Source organism: Pseudomonas sp. GW821-FHT02A08 (assembly GCF_059422045.1).
Genome location: NZ_JBWKWD010000030.1, coordinates 19,524 through 40,698, shown reverse-complemented (window position 1 = coordinate 40,698; position 21,175 = coordinate 19,524). Strand labels below are relative to the sequence as shown.

Genomic DNA, 21,175 nt, shown 5'->3' with positions numbered 1-21,175 from the left:
TGGAATGACTGGTCATGCATGGAGCCGTTTCCGATGTTTCGTTCACCCTGTCTGCTGTTGCTGTGCCTGAGCCTTGCCACGCCGTGCATGGCCGACGCGTCGAAGCCCGGGCACATGGTGTATGTGCGCAGCGTCGACCCGGGCATCGAGCAGGACATCCGCTATGCCGGCGCGCACAATTTCACCGGGCACCCGCTCGACGGTTACCAGGCGGCGCAGTGCCTGCTGTCGCAGGACGCTGCGAAGGCCCTGGCCCGGGTGCAAAGCTCACTGAAAGCCGAAGGCTACGGCTTGAAAGTGTTCGACTGCTATCGCCCGACCCGCGCGGTGGCGGACATGGGACGCTTCGCCACCGAACCTGGCGACCCGCTGAAGACCGAGTTCTATCCACGGGTCGACAAGCAGGACTTCTGGCGCCTGGGTTATGTGGCGCGCGTGTCCAATCATTCCCGGGGCAACACCGTCGACCTGACCCTGACCGGCCCCGACGCCCTGCCCGCCGACATCTGGACACCTTCTGCCACCCCAGTGGATTGCACCGCCCCTTATGGCCAGCGCTGGCACGACGGCGCGCTCGATATGGGCACCGGTTTCGATTGCTTCGATGAGCGGGCGCACACCGACTCGGCGCTGATCAACGCCACGGCCAAAGCCAATCGCCAGCGCCTGACCAGTGCCATGGCCAAGGAAGGCTTCGTGGGTTATTCGGCCGAGTGGTGGCACTTCACGTACAGCGGGAATCCGCCGAAGCCGGACGTCATGGACTTCCCCATCACGCCGCTTGCACCATGAACATTCTGCTCAAGACCTTGTTGGTGGCGCTGTTTCCGCTGGCCGCAATGGCCCAGGGACTCGACGGCAGCGACCAACTGATCGTGGTCACCAGTAACGGCTGGGATGACATCCAGGGCACTGCCCAGCGCTATGAACGACACGGGCAGACCTTCCGCAAACTCGAAGCGCCCTTTGCAGTGGTGCTCGGCAAGAACGGCATGGGTTGGGGCAAGGGACTGCTCGATATCGGGCAACCTGAAGGGCCGGTCAAACATGAAGGCGACGGCAAGGCGCCGGCTGGAATGTTCAAGCTGGGCACGGCGTTTGGTTACGAGCCTTCGGCCGACACCCGCCTGCCTTATCTCCCGTTGATGCCGACCATCGAATGCGTGGATGACAGCCAGTCCACGCGTTACAACGAACTGGTCGACGGAGCGGTCGTCGAAAAGGACTGGAACAGCTCCGAACGGATGCGCCGCTCGGATGAGCTGTACCGCCAAGGCATCGTCATCCAGCACAACACCCCGGCAACTCCCGCTGCCGGCTCGTGCATTTTCTTCCACATCTGGCGCGGCCCCAGTGCACCGACCCGTGGCTGTACGGCCATGGACCCGGCGAACATCGCGCGACTGTTCGACTGGCTGGACCCGGGCAAATCTCCGGTGCTGGTGCAACTGCCCGAAGCGCAGTACGAGCAGTTGCGTGAGCGTTGGAAACTCCCAAAGCGCTAGTCAACGCCGGACCCTGTGGCGAGGGAGCTTGTCGGATCGCCGCACCGTCCCGCTGGGGCGCGAAGCGGCCCTAAAAGATGGGACTGCTACGCAGTCCAGCGGGAGCAAGCTCCCTCGCCACAAATGCTAGTCTCTCCTGGTCGTGTTACCCCCGCTCAACCACCACGCCACTCATCGAAGGCTTGGCCAGCGCGTAATAGATCACCCCCGGTACCAGCAGCCCGACGATCCAGGAAATGTCCACGCCACCCAGTTGCGCAACCATCGGCCCGGAGTAGAAATGGGTGTCGACAAAGGGCAACTGGATCAACACGCCGATCACATAGACACTGATCCCCAGCATGTTCCAGCGACCATAGCGCCCGTTCGGATCGGACAGCGCCGGGATGTCGTAACGCTCCTTGTTGATGAAGTAGTAATCCACCAGGTTGATCGCGCTCCACGGGGTGAAGAACGTCAGCAAGAACAGGATGAAGTACTTGAACGAGTTGAGGAACGAGTACTGCCCCATCAATGCCAGCGCGGTGGACGCCGCGACGATCAGCAGCACAAACAGCATGCGCTGGCGGGCGGTGATTTCCAGGCGACGACGAAAGCCACTGATGATGGTGGCGATGCACATGAAACTGCCGTAGGCGTTGAGGGTGGACACCGTGACCTTGCCGAACACAATGCTCAGGTACAGCAAGGACGCGATCACACCGCTACTGCCCAGGCCGACAATGGTCGCTACTTCGTGCCCGCGGAAATTGGCCCCTGCCAGTGCAGCGGCGAACACCCCCAGCACCATCGAAGTCTGAGCCCCCAACACTGTGCCGAGGCCCACGGCGGTGAAGGTTTTCCAGGACGAAGTCTTGCTCGGCAGGTAGCGCGAGTAGTCCGCCACGTAGGGGCCGAAGGCGATCTGCCAGGACGCCGAAAGCGAAACCGCCAGCAGGAAAGTGCTCCAGGCAAAATGACGATTGTCGAGCAGCAGGCCGATGTCGTTGAGGGTCATCAACCGGGTGAACAGGTAGGCGAAGGCGATGATGCCCAGCACGCTGGCAACCCGCCCGACCAGGTGAATCACCCGATAACCGAAGATCGTCAGGAACGCGATGCACGCCGCGAAAATCAGGATGCCGGTGCTGTCGCTGACACTGATCAATTGCGCGATCGCCTGCCCCGACAGCACTGCGCCAGTGGCGCTGAAACCCAGGTACATCAGGCACACCAGGACAATCGGGATCGCCGCGCCATACACCCCGAACTGCACGCGGCTGGAGATCATCTGCGGTAAGCCAAGCTTTGGCCCCTGCGCCGCGTGCAGCGCCACCACGGCACCGCCGAGCACTTGCCCGATCAGCAGGCCGATCAGCGACCAGAACACATCGCCGCCCAGCACCACGGCCAGGGCGCCGGTGACGATGGCGGTGATTTGCAGGTTGGCGCCGAGCCACAGGGTGAACTGGCTGTAGAGACTGCCGTGACGCTCGGCCTCGGGAATGAAATCGATCGAGCGGGTCTCGATCAGGGGACTGCGTTGCGCACTCATGACGGTGTTTCCTTTGAGGAACTGTTTTTGTTGTCGGAGGTGTACTTAAAAGGTCTTGGTGGCGCTTGCAACGACCGTGGCCGAGCACAGGTCATCATAGCCATACCAGCTGCTGCACTCGCTTTTCGACAAGTCCGTGTCGACGTAGCTCAGGCCCCAGGTCACGCCGACGAAGTCGCGTGTCAGCTTGGCTTCCCACTCGTAGTAAGACTCACGGCTATCGCCATTGGCGGACCAGAACGCGGGGTCTTTCACATCGTTGCGTCCAAAGCGCAGGTCCAGGCCGACTTCAGCCGGCAGATCGATTTTGTAGCCCAGGTAGGTGTAAAGGGTGTCCTGGTCCTCGCCGAAGAAGTTCGGTGTGTCCTTTGAGTAATAGACACCGAGCTTGACGCCATACACATCGACAATGGCGTAGACCTCGCTGAGGTTGAATTCGGAGTTTTTCGGGTAGTCGTACTTGATGTAGCCCAGGTCCAGGCTGATGGCCTCGGTCGCCTGCCAGTAGTAACCCGCGTAGTACTCAAGTTCCTGACGAGTGTCGAAGCCGCCACCGAAATCCACGTTGGAGGTCCAGGCGCCAATGTACAGGCCACTGCTGTGCAGCAGCGTTGCCCCGCCTTGCACGGCCGGATCACCCAGGGTTTGCGAGATGCCACGGGTACGGTAGTCGCTGACCACGCCCAGGGTCATGTCAAGGCTGAAGTCATCGTTGAGGGCCAGGGCGTGGCTGCTCAGGGGGGCCAATGCCAGTGCGGCGAGGGTCAATGCTGAAAGTGCGTTCATACAGTTCTCTTGTTGTTATGGCGTACGGGGAATTTCAGGCATGGCGATGCCAGGCCCCTCGCGCTACGAGGGGCTGGCGGTTTTTTGCGGGTGCCGGGTGTACGCAGGTCAGGACGCGGGGGCGTAGACCTGCTTGCCGGCGAAGAAGGTGTTCAGGACTTTGGTTTCGAACAGGTCGTCATCGCTGACCTTGAACACATCCCGGTCGAGGATGATCAGGTCGGCCTGCTTGCCCGGTGCCAGCGAACCGATCTGCTGATCCAGGCGCAGGGTTTTCGCCGCGTTGATGGTGTAGGCGTAGAACATGGTCTGGCGGTCGATGCTTTCCTTGGCATTGAGTACGCCCAACGGGCCTTTGCGCGTGCTGGCCTGGGCAATGGCGTTGAACGGATTGGCGCTCGACACCGGCCAGTCGCTGCCACCGGCAATCGTCGCGCCGGCGTTATGCAGGGACCGCGCGGGATACTGGTAACCGTAGGCAAAGGCGCTGATGTAGGGCTTGACCAGTTCGACGGTGTAGGTCTCGCCGGTGGCCCACAGCAGTTGCATCGAGGCGATCACGCCCAGTTCCTTGAAGCGTGGAAACTCCTTGGGATTGACCAGTTGCAGGTGCGCGACGCTGTGGGGTACAGGCGTCGGGCTGAGCTTGCGCGCATACGCCACGCCATTGAGCGCTTCGCGCACCGCGCGGTCGCCGACGGCGTGCATATGCACGATCCAGCCGCGTTTTTCCGCCGCCACCACCAGTTCGCCGAAATGCGCCGGGTCGGTCAGCAACTGACCATTTTTATGGCTGTTCTTGAACGGCACGATGACCGCTGCGGTTTGCCCCGGGAATTCGAGAATGCCGTCGACAAACACCTTGATGCCGGGGAAGGTCAGGTTAGGCACGCCGTCGAACTGCTTCATCACCGTGGCGATCACTTCCAGATCGGCGGGTTTGCTTTTCGGGTTGGTGACCATCAGCGCGGCGACGTGGGCACTGAGTTCGCCGTTCTGCGCCAGCGCCTTGTACAGCGGCAGGACGCCGACGGTATCTGCGGTAGCGTGGAAATCGAACAGTGAGTCTTCACTGCCGCCGTTCGCCGCGGCGTCCATCCACGCAGTGATGCCGAATTGGTTGTTGACCCGCACCGCCTCTTTCGCGGCCTTGAGCATGGTCTCCTGGCTGGGCGCGGGAATTTCGCTGCGCACCACGTCCCAGCGTGATTCGGCAAAGTAGCCATTAGGCGTGAAGTCCGCTTCATGGCCGACGTAACCGCGCTCTTTCTCCGGCAAGCTCTTGACCAGTGCAGCGTCGATGTTCAGACGCTTGAGCATCGCGTTGTTGGCCCAACCGGTGTGACCGTCGATGCCGCTGAAGACGATAGGCTGATCGGCCCAGCGCCCCTGATTGAACACCTTGCCCAGTTCACGGCTTTTTTCCCAATAGGCCGAACTGACCCCGGCGACGCTGATCACATCGCCAGCCCGGGCACGCCCGGCCTTGTCCTCTTCAATCAACCACTGCTCAAGTTCGGGCAGTGGTTTGACTTCGTCCAGCAGGTTGGCCTTCATGCTGTCGAACGCCCCCACCACCGGGTGGCTGTGGGTGTCGATCATGCCTGGCATCAACACTTTGCCCGCCAGGTCGATGCGCTGGGTCTTGGCATCGGCCAGGGCATTGATTTCGGCATCGCTGCCCACTTTCAGAATCTTGCCGTCTTGCACCGCAACTGCCTGCACCAGTGCCTGGCCGGGTTCGGCGGTAAAGACTTTGCCGTTGAACAACACCAGGTCAGCGGCGGCCATGGCCTGCACCGACGACAAGGCCAGCGCGGCGGCCAACAGGTTTGGAATCAATCGCATCGGAACGCTCTCTAATTTTTATTGGGCGGATCGGGAAGTAACAGCCTGGGAAACCACGTGCGCCGCAAGCCCCAGGAACGGCGCCTTGGCCCACACGACCTTGCCGCCGACCAGCGTCAGCAGCACGTCATTGCGGCCCAGTTCCTCCTCGGGCACCTGCATGAAGTTCTTGTCGAGCACGATCAGGTCAGCGAACTTGCCGACTTCGACCGAACCCAGCACCGCATCCAGCTTCAGCTGTTGGGCGGCATTGAGGGTGATGCTGCGCAGCACTTCGGCTCGCGACAGCGCCGGATCGGCGTTGAGTCGCCCGGCATACTTCGGTCCATAGCTGTGGGGGTTGGTCGGGTCGCCGGAACGGGTAACGCCGACTTTCAGCGCCAGGAACTCATCGAGGGGATCGACCGGCCAGTCGCTGCCAAACGCCACTCGGCCGCCGGCATGGGCGATGCTGCCCGAAGGTTCCATGCGTTCGAATCGCTCGGCGCCAAGGTGATCGCTGGTACCGTCGACCGTGGACGGTGCCTGCTGCGCCCACTGGAACGACATGGTGGCCGTGACGTCCAGAGCCTTGAAGCGTGGGTAGTCGGCAGGGTCGACCGACTCGGCGTGGGCGATGGCCGGGCGGAAGTCCTGACCGGGCAGTGCCTTGCGCACGTAGGCGACACTGTCCAGTGCGTCCCGCACCGCGCGCTCGCCGGTGGCGTGCAGGTGCGGATCGAAACCGGCCTTGACCGCTTGCAGCAACAGCGGATTGAGCACTTGCGGCGGGAAGTACAGTTCGCCCAGGTTCTTGCCCGGCGTCCACTTCGGCGCCTGTTCGGTGCCGCTGTTGTGCAGATACGGGGTCAACATGGCGCCGGTGTCCGCCGGGGCATTGATGATGCCGTCCATGAACAGTTTGACGTGGCGCATGTTCACGCCCGGCGCGACATGCACTTCGCCCTGGTCGTAGGTGTTGGCCAGGGCCTTGGCCTCGGCGATGGTTTTCACCGGGTCGACGGCAGCGGCGGCCGGGTCCAGCTTGATCGCCAGCAAGGCCCGGGCGGTCAGTTCGCCGGATTTTTGCAGGCGGGTGAAGGCCTTGCCGCTTTCCGGCCCCGACAGGGCATCGAAGAAGCTGGTGATGCCCTGCTGGCGCATGGCGTCGAGGGCCGCACGGGTCTGGTTGAGCTTTTCTGCGTCGGTGGCGGGCGGCACCACGGCGGCCAACGACTCGGCGGCGCCGTCCTCGCAGATGCCGTTCGGGTTGCCGGCGCTGTCGCGTCGGTACTTCCCGTCTTCCGGGTCGGCGGTGTTCTTGTTGATCCCGGCCAGTTCCAGGCCGCGAGAGTTGGTCAGCACGGTGTGGAAGTCGGTGGAGCGCACCTGGATCGGACGCTTGGTCTTGAGCGCGTCCAGGGTCGATTTGTCGGCGTCGCCGTCGAGCCCGGTCATGCCCATGCGATCCCAACTGCCGACTTCCAGCCAGACATCCGGACCCTTGTCCTTCTCGGCATCGAGACAGGCCTGGATGCTCGTCTGAAACTGCGCGCGGGTCATGGTCTGGTATTTCAGGTCGCACAGCGTCATGGCGCGACCGCCATCCCCCGGGTGCATATGCGCATCGACGAAGCCCGGCATCAGCATGCGCCCGGCCAGGTCGATGAGTTGTGTTTGCTTGCCGATGTAACTGTCGACCCCGGCATTGCTGCCGACATAGACGATCTTGCCGCCCGAAATGGCAATGGCCTGCTGCACGGAATTCTGGCCATCGACGGTGTAGACGTAGCCATTGCGCATGACCGTGTCGGCAGGCGTCGCCCCCAATGCCATGCAGGAAAATGCCGTTGTCGACGCAACGGCGATGAACAACCTGGAAAGTCTCAAATGCCTCACCCCTGTTTTTATTGTTTTGAAGCGGCCCGAAGCGACTGCACAAGCCTCTGATAGACAGGGCATACCCTATAGGGCGCGGCGCTCGAATGGACCTCTGCAAATGAGGAGGGGTAAGGCAAATAATTGAAACGACTGGGATTAATCCCGGCGCACGGACTCCGCCAACGCACCCGGCGAACGCAGGGCCGAACCCAGCTCCACCTTGCTTTTCACACCGAGCTGCAAGTAGCAGTTACGCAAATAGGTGCGCACGGTCGCGGGGCTCAGGGCGAGGAGTTTGGCGATCTCTTTGTAGGAATGGCCGGCGGCGAACAGCATCGCTGCGCTGCGTTCCCGTGGTGCCAGGCCATCACCGCCTGACGGCGCATCGAGGGACAGAATGACGTGTTCGGCGTTGGGGCTGAGGGTCAGGGCGCAGCGGCCCAGGCGGATCACGCAGGGGGCTTTGGATAATTGCGCGATCACCTCAGGTGGCAGCGTGGAACCGCTCCAGCCGGGCAGTTCGCGCTGGATGGCAACACACAACCTGGCCCCCACATAGAGCAGACTGCCGTCCATACGCGCGATGCCAAAATCACTCGCGCCGTTTTCGCTGTCGAAGCGAATCATGTCCTGCACTTGAAACCGCCACAGCTGGAACAGGTGATCGCAGAACGCCAAAAACAGCTCGGCTTCGTTCTCCTCGAACGCCTGTTCATCCTGACCACGGTAGAGGCAGACGAAAAACATCAGGCCGCTTTCGGGCAATTCGTAGGTGATGCTCATCAAGTGATAGAGATCGAAGCGCCGGGCGAAATCATTGACTGCCTCGCAAGGGTCGTTGAAACCCTTGTCGCACACCACCTCACCGGGACGATTGAGCGTGGCGTAGGAGAACTGATCGTTGGCCGCCACCGGATGCCATTCACAGGCAAAGGATTCAGGAAGATTGATGCTGCCATGCATCCAGCTTTGCATGGGCACATCAGGACCTGGCGCAGACATTTCGCCCCACCAGGCAGAGGCGAAGGGCACCAGTTGACCGAATGCCTGCAGGCCATCGGCGATGAATCGCGACGCCCCGCTCTCCCGCGCCAGCCGGCCAAGGTGCAGTACGCAATGATTGAACGCCTTGAGCGTGACCATCGTTGCGTCACCGTCGACTTTATTTCCCTCCCCCATCATTGCGATCCCGTTCACTGCATGGCCTTTGGTTTCGACGATGCCATAGGCCCGTGACGGGCGTCCAGCGCGCAATGACATCAACGGTTACAAAGCGCTGTGCAACCCGTACAGCTGTGGCCTGCGGTCCTGATGCAGGTCGTTGCGGGCGCTGATGCGCTTGTTGCGTGCTTCGGCGAGGTTCAGGGTGGCCAGCAACATCTGCTCGCCGCCCTGCTCCGCCGGCCCGGCCAAGGGGTAACCGTCAGCATCGACGATGACCGACCCTTGCACCCAGCCGACGCCACGCTCATGGCCATAGCGATCGCATGCTGCAATGAACATGCGGTTCACCGAGGCATTGGCCTGCACCCGCAGCACTTCGGCCGGGCGCTCGGTTTGCGGCCGCGGACCGTCGGGCCAGTTGACCGGCGCGCACAACAGATCGGCACCGGCCAGCGCCGCAAGACGCACCCACTCAGGGAATTCCAGGTCGTAGCAGATCAGCATGCCGAGCCGTCCATGTACCGTTTCGATTACCGGCGGCGGCGCATCGCCGGCGGTGAAGATGTCCTTTTCGGCATCCCACAGATGCGCCTTGCGGTACACCGCGCGCAGACCCTGGGCGTCGATCATCGCCGCGCTGTTGGCCAGCTCATCGCCGGGCAGGCGTTCGCAGAAGCCGCCGACGATCACCAGGTTCAGCTCACGGGCCAGGACCTGCCACAGCTGCAAGGTTGGACCGTCAATGCTTTCCGCCAGGCTCAGCGCTTCGTCGCGGTCGGCAAACAGATAGCCGCTCTGCACCAGTTCGGGCAACACCACGACCTGCGCCCCCTGAAAGGCCGCCTGGCGAATCGCGCGCTCGGTGAGTGTGCGGTTGTAGGCCAGGTCACCTATTTTCGGTGCCAGTTGGCAGCAAGCGACCACGGTATTTTTTGCGCTGTTCAACGCCCTGCCTCCGCAGATGAATGGGTCATGGCGACGATGTCGCTCTCGCTCAGTGCGTCGATAACCCGGCGTTCAGCGGCCAGATCAATCGAGCGACTGAGCAGGTAATAGGTCAGCCCCGACACCACCAGGCCCACGAGCCAGGCGATGTCCACGCCTTCCAGCACTCGCGCCAGCGGGCCGACAAACACCTCTTTACCGGCGGCGGCATCGAAGATGTAGAAGAACGGCACCATCGCGGCGAAACCGATCAGGTACGAAACGATGCCGCGAAATTGCCAGGCGCCGTAGATGCCCTTCGGCGTGAAGAAATGCGGGATCGCATAGCGGCCCTTGCGCACGAAGAAGTAGTCCACCAGGTTGACGGCGGTCCACGGCACGAGGAAGTACAGCAATAGCACCAGGAAGGTGTTCAACAGCGCGATGCCGTCACCTTTGATCGACAGCACGCAGGTCAACAGGATCACGCTGATCACACTGATCGACAGCACGCGGGCACGGGGTGTCGGGGTGATTTTCTTGATCGAGTCGACACCGGTCAGCAGTGTCAGCATGGCGCTGTAGGTGTTGAGCGCGATGATCGGCAGGAAGCCCGCCACCGAGACGATCACCAGCAGATTGCCCAACCCCGGCACCATGGATGAACCGACCTGATTCAACGCCACCAGTGCATCCGCTGCTTTCAACTGCTGTGCCAGCCAGGCGCCGAGGCCGATCATCCAGCTGCCGGACAACGAGGCACCGATGAACACCGCTGCGATCAGTTTCACCCGGCTGGTGTTTTTCGGCAGGTAACGGGAATAGTCGGACACGTAGGGCGCATAGGAAATGTTGTAGCTGGCACCGATGGCAAACAGCGTGGCGAAGGCCACCCAGTTGAAGCCCAAGTCGGCCGCTGGCGTGATGCCTTCCTGGCCCGCGCCGCACATCAGGGCGATGGTCACCAGGGCGTACAGCGGCAAGGTCGCCAGCAAGGCCCACTTGAACGCCTTGTGCATCAGGTCGTGGCCGTAGATCGACAACAGCGCACCGATCAGTACCACGGTGACGGCGACGATGGTCGGGTCGATGCCGAACACATGTTCAAGGCCGTTCATGATCAGCGAGATATTCACTACGTTGAATCCGACGAACACGAACATCGTCGCCATCAATGCCAGGATCACCCCGCGATAGCCGAACTGGGCGCGGGACTGGATCATCTGCGGCAGGCCCATTTCCGGGCCCTGGGAGCCGTGGAACGCCATGAAAATGGTGCCGAACATAATGCCCAGAGCACCGGCGAGCATGGTCCACAGTGCGGACAAGCCCAGGCTCGGGCCGACAAAGCCGATGGAGATGGTGAAGAAGTGGAAGTTGCCCAGGAACCAGAAAGGCCCCTGGCTGCCGAGTTTGGCGTGGCGTTCGTTTTCCGGGATGTAGTCGATGGAGTGGCCTTCGATAGCCAATCCGCCGCTCGCCTCGGCGGCGTGCGCAGACACTGGGGAACCTGACATACGATTGTTCCTATGCTGTTGTTTGTTGTTTTTGTGGGTACAGCGCTCGCTACGACGTCCAGTTCAGGTGAAACTCCATAAAAAGCTGACGATGACGCTGGTTTCACGGCAATGTAGGGCGTGGGTTCGGGCAGTAAAATATCGCAGGCACACTGTTTACATAGATAACCATCTATGTAGGCGAGAATCGGGAGCCCCCCATGCTGGGAACTGTAACGGAGCTGGATCTGCGCCTGATCCGGGTATTTCTGACCGTCGTCGAGGCGGGCGGCATTTCGGCGGCTCAAACCGCCCTCAACACCACACAACCGACGATCAGCGCGCAGTTGGCGACGCTGGAAGCCCGGGTCGGGTTCCGCTTGTGCGAACGCGGGCGCAGCGGGTTTTCCGTAACGCCCAAAGGCATGCAGTTCATCGAGGCGGCCCGACGCTTGCTCGCGGCGGCCGAAGGATTCCGGGTCGAGGTGCAGCACATCAACCGCAAAGTCTCGGGCAGCATCAACATCGGCCTGCTGGGGCAAATCGATCCGGTGGCGAACAAGAAAATCGGCCAGGCCATTGCCCGTTTGCGCGCGCGGCACGAGGGGCTGTACTTCCACTTCACCGAACTGTCGTCGTCGCTGCTGGAAGAAAAAATCATCAACGGCCATATCGACCTGGCCATCGGTTACTTCTGGCATCGCTTGCCCGGCATCGATTATTTCCCGCTGTTCCCGGAAACCCAGATCGCCTACTGCGCGCCCTCGCATCCGTTGTTCGGGCAAGTCGGCGCACTGACCCGGGAAGATGTCAGCGGGTACGACTGGGTCTGGCCGAGCCATCCGCTGCCGGAAATGCCGGCCCCCACGTCCATCGAGCGCCTGACCGTGCTCACCGACAGCATGGACGGCGCGGCCCTGCTGATCCTGTCCGGCCAGCACCTGGGGTTTCTGCCGCAGCACTACGCGACCCGCCATGAACAGCTGGGCCAGTTACACCCGCTGAATCCGGATCTGTTGCGCTATGAGGTCAGCTTTCATGCGGCGGTGCGGCATTCGTCTCGCCAGCGCGATCTGGTGAGTGCGTTCCTGAATGAGCTGATCGAGATTTTCGAAGCGGTGTAGGTCCCGTGGGAGCGGGTGTACGCAAAACCTGCAAGCGACCGAAATCACTGTGGGAGCGGGCTTGCTCGCGAAAGCGGTGTATCAGTCAACATCAATATTGACTGTAGCGACGCTTTCGCGAGCAAGCCCGCTCCCACAGGGAAATGTGGTGGGTTCAGAAGTGAATGTCCTTGGCCGGTATCACATCGATCCGCGCCACGGAACCGGTCAGGCGCTTCAGGTCCTTGTTGTGCTCGGCGATGATGTCTTCGGCGGTCAGGTTGCCGTTGTCGACGGTGGAATGCGCATCGCCCGCCAGCACCACGTCGTAGCCCAGTTTCAGGGCCTGGCGCACGGTGGCGTTGACGCAATAGTCAGTCTGCAGGCCGCAGATGACCAGGCGCTCGAAGTCCTCTTTCGGCAACAGTTTTTGCAGGTTGGTCTGGTAGAACGAATCCCCGGTGGTCTTGCGCACGCGGTGGTCCGTGGGTGAGGTTTCCAGCCCTTCGGCCAGTTGCCAGCCGGCAGCGCCATGGGCCAGCGGGCTGCCCGACTCTTCGTGCTGGATCAGCACCACCGGCACTCCCGTCTTGCGCGCCCGAGCAGACAGGTCATTGATGGTGTTGATGACCCGTCCAATCTCGAAGCACTCATACTCACCGGAACACAAAGCCTGTTGGACGTCGATGATTAACAGTGCAGTGGCCATGATTTCCTTCCTTGAATTGTCGAGGGTTCAGGGGACGAACATAAGCCCGTCCCCCTCCGGACACAACCCTCAATAGCCCAGCGACAACCCGGTGTTACGCCGTGGGTCGTTCGCCCCGTAGAATCGGTTCTTGCCTACCGGCTTGCCACCCAGGGATGGTGCGCCGACCAGGATCGCCGCCAGGTGGTTGGCATCCTGTGGACCGGCGAACTTGTGGCCCCAGCTTTCGAGGATTTTCACCGTATCCGGGCTGGTGGTGAAGGCTTCCAGGTTGGTTTCCTCCGGCAACCACTGCTGGTGGAAACGCGGTGCATCCACCGCTTCCTGGATGTTCATGCCGTAGTCGATCACGTTGAGCATGGTCAGCAAGGTCGCGGTGATGATGCGGCTGCCGCCCGGCGTACCGACCACCATCACCACTTTGCCGTCCTTGGTGACGATGGTCGGGCTCATGGACGACAGCGGCGCCTTGCCGGGCGCGATGGCGTTGGCCTCGCCCTGCACCAGACCGTACATGTTCGGTACGCCGATCTTCGAAGTGAAGTCGTCCATTTCATCGTTGAGGATGACCCCGGTCTTGCTCGCCATCACGCCGGCACCGAACCAGTCGTTGAGGGTGTAGGTCACCGACACCGCGTTGCCCCACTTGTCGACGATGGAGTAATGGGTGGTGTTGTTGCCTTCATGGGGCGCTACACCGGGTTTGAGCTCGCTGGATACCGCGGCTTTTTGTGGCTTGATCGCGTCGCGCAGCTTGGTCGCGTAGTTTTTATCCAGCAGGTGGGCAATCGGGTTCTTCACGAAGTCCGGGTCGCCCAGGTAGCTGTTGCGGTCCACATAGGCGTGGCGCATCGCCTCGATCTGATAGTGCATGCCCTGGGCCGAGTGATAGCCCAGGTCCTTCATCGGATAACCTTCGAGGATGTTCATGATCTCGCAGATCACCACGCCGCCGGAGCTCGGTGGCGGTGCGGAAACCACGTGGTAGCCACGGTAGTCGCACTCGATGGGCGCCAGTTCACGGGTCTTGTATTTGTCGAGGTCAGCCTGGGTGATGATGCCCTTGTTGGCCTGGCTGGAGGTGACAATGGCGTCGGCCACCCAGCCTTTATAGAAACCGTCGGTGCCTTTCTCGGAGATCTCCCGCAAGGTCTTGCTCAGGTCCTTTTGCACCAGTTTCTGGCCGACTTGCATCGGCTCGCCGTTGCTCAAGAAGATCGCGCCGGAATCCTTGATGTCCTTCTTGAACATGTCAGTGGCGTAGTCCAGCAGATCGACATCACCCTGTTCCAGCACGAAACCGTCTTCGGCCAGCTTGATGGCCGGGGCGATGATTTCCTTGCGCGGTTTGGTGCCGTACTTGGACAGCGCCAGTTCCATGCCCGAAACGGTGCCCGGCACACCCACGGCCAGGTGGCCACGGGTACTCAGATCGGGAACGACGTTGCCCTCCTTGTCCAGGTACATGTTGGCGGTGGCGGCCAGCGGCGCTTTTTCACGGAAGTCGAGGAAGGTCTTGCGCCCGTCCGCCAGCTGAATGGTCATGAAACCACCACCGCCGAGATTGCCTGCCGCGGGGTACACCACCGCCAGCGCATAGCCGACCGCGACCGCCGCATCCACGGCGTTGCCGCCGTTCTTGAGCACATCCACGCCCACATGGCTGGCCAGGTGCTGGGCCGTGACCACCATGCCGTTTTCCCCGGTAGCCGGGGCCACGGAGGCGGCATGGGCGGTCAGGCAGCTGAGCGCCAACGAGGTCGCAATCAGCGATTTGGCAAAAGGTTCGTACTTCATGAGTCGGTCTCTTCTTGTCATTAAACAGGGGAACGTTTCAAAAGCCGTTGCCAAGTATGGTCGGGATTACGGTTTGCGCCTCCCCGTCGAGACAGTATCCTTAACGCCTGTTCAGCAATTTTGCGCGAGCCCTGGCATGACCTATACCTGCACCACCGTGGCTTCACCCGTGGGCCAGTTGAAGCTGGTCGCGAACGGTTCACGACTGGCGGCCATCCTCTGGGAAAAGGACAAACCCGGCCGGGTGCGCCTGGGGCCGATGAGCGAAGCGCCGGACAATCCGATTCTGGTGCGCACGGCAGCGCAATTGCGCGAATATTTTTCCGGCACCCGCAATCGCTTCGAACTGGATCTGGATTTTGCCGGCACGGAATTTCAGAAGAAGGTCTGGGCAGCGCTGCTGACCATCCCGTTCGGCGAGACCCGCAGCTACAGCCAGATCGCCGAACAGATCGGCAACCCGGCGGCGGTCAGGGCGGTGGGTGCGGCGAATGGCAAAAACCCGATTTCGATCGTGGCGCCGTGTCACCGGGTGATTGGCGCGTCGGGCAAGCTCACCGGATTTGCCGGTGGGCTTGAGGCGAAGGCGTTGTTGCTGACGCTGGAGGGCGGGCAATGGCCCGGCACCGCGCGCCTGCCAGGCTTTTGATCATGCTTGGGCGAAGAGGTTTTTCATCGCCGCATACTGCAACAGCATGATGGTCTTGGCGTCGCAGATTTCGCCGCGATAGAACGCTTCGAGCGCGTCGTCGAACGCCCACTCCAGCACTTCCAGCTCTTCGGTTTCCGCCTCCAGCCCGCCACCGTCGCTGACTTTCGACTTCGCGTCGTATTCGGCAATGAAGAAGTGCAGTTTTTCCGTCACCGAGCCGGGGCTCATGTACGCCTCGAACACCTTCTGCACATGGTGCACGCGGTAACCCGTCTCTTCCTCCGCTTCATCGCGGATACGGTCTTCTGGCGCCGCGCCTTCCAGCAGCCCCGCCGCCACTTCGATCAACAGCCCGTCGTGGCCGTTGACGAACACCGGCAGGCGAAATTGCCGGGTCAGTACCACGGTTTTCTTTTCGCGGTTGTACAACAGAATCGCCGCGCCATTGCCACGGTCGTAGACCTCCCGGACCTGGCGTTGCCACTCGCCGTTGTTGCGCTGGTAATCGAAGGTGATTTTCTTGAGCAGGTACCAGTCGTGGGACAACACCTGAGACTCAAGGATGTTGACTCGCTCGGCTGTGTTCGACATGACAACGCGTCCTGTTATTTGTCTGAGGGTCCACATGTTAAGTCAAAACGGACAGCCCTTGCCCCCCCTCAGGCAAGTTGCGCGTTGGCGACGGTTCAACTTGTCCGGGGGATGGAACAATCGCTGCAACCGGGATAGGCTGCGGCTTCAATGCCATATGGATATAGCCATGAACCTGCGTATCGAACTGTCGCAAAACCCCACGGAAGAACAACGCCAGGCCATCCTCAAACCCTTGCGCGCCTACAACGGCTCGAAGGCCGAAGGTAACGTGCCTGAGCACATCGCCCTGCTGGTGCGCGACGACAACGACGAGATCCTCGGCGGCCTGCATGGCCGATTGTTTTACCAGTGGTTGTACATCGACTTGCTGGTGGTGCCGGAACAGGCTCGGGGACAGGGCCTGGGTTCGAAACTGATGCAGATGGCCGAAGACCTGGCGCGGGAGCGGCGCTGTGTCGGATTGTGGCTCGACACCTTTGAATTCCAGGCCCCGGAGTTCTACAAGAAATGCGGCTACAGCGAGATCGGACACATTGCCGATTACCCGCCGGGCCACAGGCACTTCTTCTTCCAGAAGCGCCTGAGCTACTGACCAGCACACAAAACCAATGTGGGAGCGGCGGTGCGGCGATCCGACTTGCTCGCGAAGGTGGCCCGCCAGTCAATATTGATGTCGACTGATCCACCGCTTTCGCGAGCAAGTCGGATCGCCGCACCGCCGCTCCCACAAGGGTACTGCGTTAATTCATCACTTCTTACAGACAAGTCGCCAACGCCGCCAACCGGCGTTTGGCCACGAAATCGTCCTTCTGTGCGTAGTAGCTCAACACCGTGCCCGAGGCATCGGTGGTCACGTCGACGAAGGACTCCGCCGAACGGGTGTAAACGGTCGTGCCGCCCTTCTCCCCTGGTTGCAGATAGGCAGCGGCATCGACGCCGAACACGGCCTCGTCCTGCCAGGAAAACTGCACGCACTGGGCGACGTCTTTTCCCGGTTTTTCCGAGTTCAGGGTCTTGTACGGGGCCTTGGTGCGGGCGTCGTTCATCACCGAGCCGGCGCATCCGGCCAGCAACGTCACGGCCAGCGCCGCCATCAGAATTCGCATTGCATTCACTCATCGGGAAAAAGCGGACTTTATCACCCCGGCAGCCCGTATCGTTCTGCTTTACTGCATTTATACCGCGACAGCGCACATCGATTCGCGCACCCTGTCGCGCCAATAACGCCCCATCGCACCCCTGACTGGAAATCTGATGACACCTAATGCCGAGTTCTACAAACCGAGCACTGAATATGCCGACAAGCTGATCAGCCAGATCGGTCAGACCCCTTCCTGGATTGCCAAGCGAATCGGCGTCACCGACAAGCGGATTCGCTACATCCTCGACGGCGAAAGAACCGTCAAAGGCGAAACCACGCCGATCCAGATGACCTACACCGAACAGTTTGCCCTCGAATGCCTGGCGGCAGCGGCCAAGGCCGGCAAGAAGCAATCCTCGTAATCCGTTCTCAAGGAGCGACCATGGCGGCAACCGAACTGCAGCATGAGCAAGCACTCAAGAGGTTTCTCGATGAGCGCCCCGAGTTGCGCGAAGAACTCGACCACCTCAACCCGCTGTTGGCCCAGGCCAAGGGTGAAACGGCGGCTCAGTATCGCGAGGAGCGACTGCACGAAGCGTTTGAAGCTGAAGCAGAACGCCAGCAGTTGTTCGCCTGGGAACTGACGTTGCAGTTAACCACCGCCACGCCCCGGGACTACGAAGCGCAGCGCCTGGAAGTGCACCGGGAAGTGGCGGAAATGGCCGGCATGGACTGGCTGGAATATTGCGAGTTGAATGGGATAAAACCCTAAGCACTGTTCAAGGATGCCGTCGCCGATGCTACCCAACACCGCCAGGACCCACGCCAGCCCCGGTCACTTGCACACACAGAAATGGCGCGGGCGCATAGGCCTGAGCCTGGTGGCCATGCTCTCGGTACTCGCCGGCATGACCGACGCCATCGGCTTCATGGCCAGCGGCGACTTCGTCTCGTTCATGAGCGGCAATACCACCCGGATGGCGGTCGCCATCAGTGCCGGCGACCTTGGGTTGACCCTGCGCCTGGTGATCCTCGTCGTCACCTTCATCGCCGGCAACGCGCTGGGCATTATCGTCAGCCGCCTGGGCAGGCGCCGGACCCTGCCCTTGTTGCTGTGCATTGCCGCCCTGCTGTGCGCCGCCGCGGCCTGGCCCTATGACGCGCAACTGTCGGCCCTGCTGGCGGCGATCATCGCAATGGGCATGCTCAACGCCGCGGTGGAAGAAGTGAACGGCCTGCCGGTTGGCCTGACCTACGTCACCGGTGCCCTGTCGCGTTTCGGCCGCGGGCTGGGCCGCTGGATGCTCGGCGAACGCCGCAGCGGCTGGCGCGTGCAACTGATTCCCTGGACCGGCATGTTCGCCGGCGCGGTACTCGGTGCCGTGCTGGAACATCACCTGGGGCTCAAGGCGTTGTATGCCAGTGGCCTGCTGGCGACCGGGCTCGGGGTATTGTCGTTGAAGATCCCGCGGCGTTGGCAGTTGGGGTATATGCCGCGCTGAGTCTTGTGTTGGCTGTGCGGGCCTCTTCGCGAGCAAGCCCGCTCCCACAGTGATCTCCAGTGTTCACACGATCAATGTGGGAGCGGGCTTGCTCGCGAAGAGGCCAGAGCAGACAACATCCATTTAGCCGCCCCGCCGATAAAGCTTTATCATGGCCGCAGTTTCGCTGATCGAGTGCACCATGAAGTTCGCCATCGCCGTGTTTTGCGCCGCCCACGCGCCCTCCTCGCGCCGCGCCCTGCTGTTCGCCCAGGCCGCGCTCGCCGACGGGCACGAGATTGTCCGGCTGTTTTTCTATCAGGACGGTGTCTACAACGCGTCCGCCAGCGTGGTCACGCCCCAGGATGAACTGGATTTGCCCAAACAATGGCGCACCTTTGTCAGCGACCATCAACTTGATGGCGTGGTGTGCATTGCCGCCGCCCTGCGTCGTGGCGTGTTGAACGAAGAAGAAGCCAGGCGCTATCAGCGCGAGGCGGTAGCCGTCGGTGCGCCGTGGGAGTTGTCCGGCCTCGGCCAATTGCATGACGCCGCGCAGGGTGCCGACCGTCTGATCTGTTTCGGAGGCGCATGACATGGCCAAATCCATATTGATCATCAGCCGCCAGTCGCCATGGTCCGGCCCTGGCGCACGGGAAGCGCTGGATATCGTGCTGGCCGGGGGCGCCTTCGATCTGCCGATCGGCCTGTTGTTTCTCGATGACGGCGTGTTCCAGTTGGCCGCCGGTCAGAACGCCAAGGCCCTGCAACAGAAAGACCTGAGCGCCAACCTGCAAGCCCTGCCGATGTTCGGTGTCGAGGAGCTGTTCGCCTGTGGCGACAGTATCGCCCAGCGAGGCCTGGACCCCAGCGGCCTGTCGCTGCAAGAAGCACAGGTGTTGGCCGCCCACGAAATCACCGCTCTCATTGACCGTTACGACCAGGTGATCACCCTCTGATGTCGACTTTGCATGTGTTGTCTCATTCCCCGTTCGGCGACGAACGCCTGACCAGTTGCCTGCGCGTGATCGGCGCCAACGACGGTTTGCTGCTATCCGGTGATGCCGCCTATGCGTTGCAGCCAGGCACCGCGCCATTCACGACGCTCAGCGCACGCGGCCTGAAACTGTTCGTGCTGGCCGAAGATGCCCAGGCCCGCGCGCTTGCGGTTCCAGACTGGGCCAAAGCCATCGATTACCCGGCCTTCGTCGAACTGTCGATCCACTACGACAAGGTCAACAGCTGGCTATGAAAGCATTGACGGTCGGCGCACGCGCCATCGAACTGGACAAGGACGGTTTCCTGGTCGAACTGAATGACTGGTCAGCCGATGTGGCCAGTGCCCTGGCGGCTGCCGAAGACATCGAGTTGACGCCTGAACACTGGGAAGTCCTCGAACTGCTGCGCAGTTTCTACGCCGAATTCCAGCTGTCACCGGCCACCCGCCCGTTGATCAAGTACACCGCCCTGAAACTCGGCCCGGAAAAAGGCAACAGCCTGCACCTGAACCGCCTGTTCAAAGGCACTCCCGCCAAACTCGCCGCGAAACTGGCGGGCCTGCCCAAACCGACGAATTGCTTATGACCGACTACCCAGCACTGACACTCGAAACGCCCGCCGAGCATCCGTTCGCCCAGTTCGTGCGGATACTCGGCAAAGGCAAGCGCGGCGCCCGTGACCTGACCCGGGTCGAAGCCCGCGAAGCCATGGGCATGGTGCTCGATGAAAAGGTCGAGCAAACCCAGCTCGGCGCATTCCTGATGCTGTTGCGGCACAAGGAAGAAAGCGCGCAAGAGATGGCGGGCTTCACCGAAGCCTTGCGCGAACGCCTGAATCCTCCGGCACTGGCGGTGGATCTGGACTGGCCGACCTATGCCGGCAAGAAGCGGCACTTGCCTTGGTATTTACTGGCGGCCAAGTGCCTGGCGCAAAACGGCGTGCGGATTTTCATGCACGGTGGCGGCGCCCACACGGCCGGTCGCTTGTACAGCGAGCAACTGCTGGGCGATTTGAACATCCCGCTGTGCCGCAACTGGCAACAGGTGGGTTCGGCGCTGGATAACGGCGGCCTGGCCTTCATGCCATTGATGGACTGGGCACCACAGCTGCAACGCATGATCGACCTGCGCAACACCCTGGGCCTGCGTTCGCCGATCCACTCCCTGGCGCGGATTCTCAATCCGCTGGGCGCCCGTTGCGGCCTGCAGAGCATTTTCCACCCGGGCTATCAGGCGGTGCATCGCGATGCCAGCGGCCTGCTGGGTGACACCACCATTGTCGTCAAAGGCGATGGCGGCGAGATCGAGATCAACCCGGACGCCGACAGCCACCTGTACGGCACCACCGGGGGCGAGAGCTGGGACGAGGAATGGCCGCAGTTGTCGGCGCAGCGTCACGTCAAACCGGCCTCGCTTGAGCCTGAACATTTGAAAGCGGTCTGGCGTGGCGATGTGGTCGACAGCTACCCGCAAATGGCCCTGATCTCGACCATGGCCCTGGCCCTGCGCGGCCTGGGACAGAGCCGCGAACAGGCCTTCGAAACCGCTGAAAAATACTGGGCCGCGCGGGACAAATCGATTTAATCGATCATTTGCGCCCGAACTTTGCGCTTTTTGTTCGAACTCATCGGAATAGACTCGAC

General features: G+C 61.6%; 24 protein-coding genes. 13 read left to right on the top strand and 11 right to left on the bottom strand.

Annotated features, from left to right (window positions below):
- Window positions 1-33: 33 nt before the first annotated feature.
- Complete coding sequence (locus AC07W4_RS20120) at window positions 34-792, top strand: M15 family metallopeptidase (RefSeq protein WP_495033687.1); 759 nt, start codon at window positions 34-36, stop codon at window positions 790-792.
- A complete protein-coding gene (locus AC07W4_RS20115; protein ID WP_495033686.1) occupies window positions 789-1,505 on the top strand; it encodes a L,D-transpeptidase family protein in 717 nt (238 codons plus the stop codon). The genes AC07W4_RS20120 and AC07W4_RS20115 overlap by 4 nt, the downstream gene beginning before the upstream one ends.
- 145 nt (window positions 1,506-1,650) lie before the next feature.
- Here AC07W4_RS20115 and AC07W4_RS20110 read toward each other — a convergent pair whose 3' ends face one another.
- From AC07W4_RS20110 to AC07W4_RS20080, 7 genes are all read right to left on the bottom strand, one after another.
- Complete coding sequence (locus tag AC07W4_RS20110; protein WP_495033685.1) at window positions 1,651-3,039, bottom strand: purine-cytosine permease family protein; 1,389 nt, start codon at window positions 3,037-3,039, stop codon at window positions 1,651-1,653.
- 45 nt (window positions 3,040-3,084) lie between these two features.
- Window positions 3,085-3,825, bottom strand: a complete 741-nt coding sequence (locus AC07W4_RS20105) for a TorF family putative porin (RefSeq protein WP_495033684.1) — start codon at window positions 3,823-3,825, stop codon at window positions 3,085-3,087.
- 108 nt (window positions 3,826-3,933) lie between these two features.
- Window positions 3,934-5,673 (bottom strand): amidohydrolase, encoded by a 1,740-nt coding sequence (locus AC07W4_RS20100; protein WP_495033683.1) that lies wholly within the window; start codon window positions 5,671-5,673, stop codon window positions 3,934-3,936.
- An 18-nt stretch (window positions 5,674-5,691) separates the two neighbouring features.
- Window positions 5,692-7,488, bottom strand: a complete 1,797-nt coding sequence (locus tag AC07W4_RS20095; RefSeq protein ID WP_495033723.1) for an amidohydrolase — start codon at window positions 7,486-7,488, stop codon at window positions 5,692-5,694.
- A 201-nt stretch (window positions 7,489-7,689) separates the two neighbouring features.
- Complete coding sequence (locus AC07W4_RS20090) at window positions 7,690-8,712, bottom strand: helix-turn-helix transcriptional regulator (protein ID WP_495033722.1); 1,023 nt, start codon at window positions 8,710-8,712, stop codon at window positions 7,690-7,692.
- A gap of 87 nt (window positions 8,713-8,799) precedes the next feature.
- The gene (locus tag AC07W4_RS20085; RefSeq protein WP_495033682.1) at window positions 8,800-9,642 is read right to left on the bottom strand and encodes a nitrilase-related carbon-nitrogen hydrolase; all 843 of its coding nucleotides are present in this window, start codon (window positions 9,640-9,642) and stop codon (window positions 8,800-8,802) included.
- A complete protein-coding gene (locus AC07W4_RS20080) occupies window positions 9,639-11,138 on the bottom strand; it encodes a purine-cytosine permease family protein (RefSeq protein ID WP_495033681.1) in 1,500 nt (499 codons plus the stop codon). Before AC07W4_RS20080 ends, AC07W4_RS20085 begins: the two co-directional genes overlap by 4 nt.
- A 200-nt stretch (window positions 11,139-11,338) precedes the next feature.
- Here AC07W4_RS20080 and AC07W4_RS20075 point away from each other — a divergent pair, with 200 nt between their 5' ends.
- Window positions 11,339-12,241 carry a LysR family transcriptional regulator gene (locus AC07W4_RS20075; protein WP_495033680.1) on the top strand — a complete coding sequence of 301 codons (903 nt, stop codon included), beginning with the start codon at window positions 11,339-11,341 and terminating at the stop codon, window positions 12,239-12,241.
- A gap of 154 nt (window positions 12,242-12,395) precedes the next feature.
- Here the strand turns inward: AC07W4_RS20075 and AC07W4_RS20070 are convergent, their stop codons facing one another.
- On the bottom strand, window positions 12,396-12,929 hold the full coding sequence (locus tag AC07W4_RS20070; protein ID WP_495033679.1) for a cysteine hydrolase family protein: 534 nt from the start codon (window positions 12,927-12,929) through the stop codon (window positions 12,396-12,398).
- A gap of 69 nt (window positions 12,930-12,998) precedes the next feature.
- Complete coding sequence (gene ggt, locus AC07W4_RS20065; RefSeq protein WP_495033678.1) at window positions 12,999-14,726, bottom strand: gamma-glutamyltransferase; 1,728 nt, start codon at window positions 14,724-14,726, stop codon at window positions 12,999-13,001.
- A gap of 136 nt (window positions 14,727-14,862) precedes the next feature.
- Between ggt and AC07W4_RS20060 the strand changes: the two genes are divergently transcribed.
- Window positions 14,863-15,375 (top strand): methylated-DNA--[protein]-cysteine S-methyltransferase, encoded by a 513-nt coding sequence (locus AC07W4_RS20060; RefSeq protein WP_495033677.1) that lies wholly within the window; start codon window positions 14,863-14,865, stop codon window positions 15,373-15,375.
- Here AC07W4_RS20060 and AC07W4_RS20055 read toward each other — a convergent pair whose 3' ends face one another.
- The gene (locus tag AC07W4_RS20055; RefSeq protein ID WP_347911727.1) at window positions 15,376-15,969 is read right to left on the bottom strand and encodes an NUDIX domain-containing protein; all 594 of its coding nucleotides are present in this window, start codon (window positions 15,967-15,969) and stop codon (window positions 15,376-15,378) included. It abuts the gene before it with no gap.
- Between the two features lie 169 nt (window positions 15,970-16,138).
- Between AC07W4_RS20055 and AC07W4_RS20050 the strand changes: the two genes are divergently transcribed.
- The gene (locus tag AC07W4_RS20050; RefSeq protein WP_495033676.1) at window positions 16,139-16,564 is read left to right on the top strand and encodes a GNAT family N-acetyltransferase; all 426 of its coding nucleotides are present in this window, start codon (window positions 16,139-16,141) and stop codon (window positions 16,562-16,564) included.
- A gap of 163 nt (window positions 16,565-16,727) precedes the next feature.
- Here AC07W4_RS20050 and AC07W4_RS20045 read toward each other — a convergent pair whose 3' ends face one another.
- On the bottom strand, window positions 16,728-17,078 hold the full coding sequence (locus AC07W4_RS20045; RefSeq protein ID WP_495033675.1) for a hypothetical protein: 351 nt from the start codon (window positions 17,076-17,078) through the stop codon (window positions 16,728-16,730).
- A 148-nt stretch (window positions 17,079-17,226) separates the two neighbouring features.
- Between AC07W4_RS20045 and AC07W4_RS20040 the strand changes: the two genes are divergently transcribed.
- The 8 genes from AC07W4_RS20040 to AC07W4_RS20005 all read left to right on the top strand — a co-directional run bounded on the left by AC07W4_RS20040 (window position 17,227) and on the right by AC07W4_RS20005 (window position 21,116).
- A complete protein-coding gene (locus AC07W4_RS20040) occupies window positions 17,227-17,475 on the top strand; it encodes a hypothetical protein (protein WP_008049352.1) in 249 nt (82 codons plus the stop codon).
- 20 nt (window positions 17,476-17,495) lie between these two features.
- Entirely contained in the window at window positions 17,496-17,825 is a 330-nt protein-coding gene (locus AC07W4_RS20035) for a DUF6388 family protein (protein WP_495033674.1), read from the top strand.
- Window positions 17,826-17,850: 25 nt separating this feature from the next.
- Entirely contained in the window at window positions 17,851-18,555 is a 705-nt protein-coding gene (locus tag AC07W4_RS20030; RefSeq protein ID WP_495033673.1) for a YoaK family protein, read from the top strand.
- 181 nt (window positions 18,556-18,736) lie between these two features.
- A complete protein-coding gene (gene tusD, locus AC07W4_RS20025) occupies window positions 18,737-19,129 on the top strand; it encodes a sulfurtransferase complex subunit TusD (protein ID WP_008049358.1) in 393 nt (130 codons plus the stop codon).
- Window position 19,130: 1 nt separating this feature from the next.
- The gene (gene tusC / locus AC07W4_RS20020) at window positions 19,131-19,493 is read left to right on the top strand and encodes a sulfurtransferase complex subunit TusC (protein WP_008049359.1); all 363 of its coding nucleotides are present in this window, start codon (window positions 19,131-19,133) and stop codon (window positions 19,491-19,493) included.
- Window positions 19,493-19,786, top strand: coding sequence for a sulfurtransferase complex subunit TusB (gene tusB, locus AC07W4_RS20015; protein WP_489304978.1), 294 nt, complete (start codon window positions 19,493-19,495; stop codon window positions 19,784-19,786). The genes tusC and tusB overlap by 1 nt, the downstream gene beginning before the upstream one ends.
- The gene (locus tag AC07W4_RS20010; RefSeq protein WP_495033672.1) at window positions 19,783-20,118 is read left to right on the top strand and encodes a TusE/DsrC/DsvC family sulfur relay protein; all 336 of its coding nucleotides are present in this window, start codon (window positions 19,783-19,785) and stop codon (window positions 20,116-20,118) included. The genes tusB and AC07W4_RS20010 overlap by 4 nt, the downstream gene beginning before the upstream one ends.
- On the top strand, window positions 20,115-21,116 hold the full coding sequence (locus AC07W4_RS20005; protein WP_495033671.1) for a glycosyl transferase family protein: 1,002 nt from the start codon (window positions 20,115-20,117) through the stop codon (window positions 21,114-21,116). The genes AC07W4_RS20010 and AC07W4_RS20005 overlap by 4 nt, the downstream gene beginning before the upstream one ends.
- Window positions 21,117-21,175: the final 59 nt, after the last annotated feature.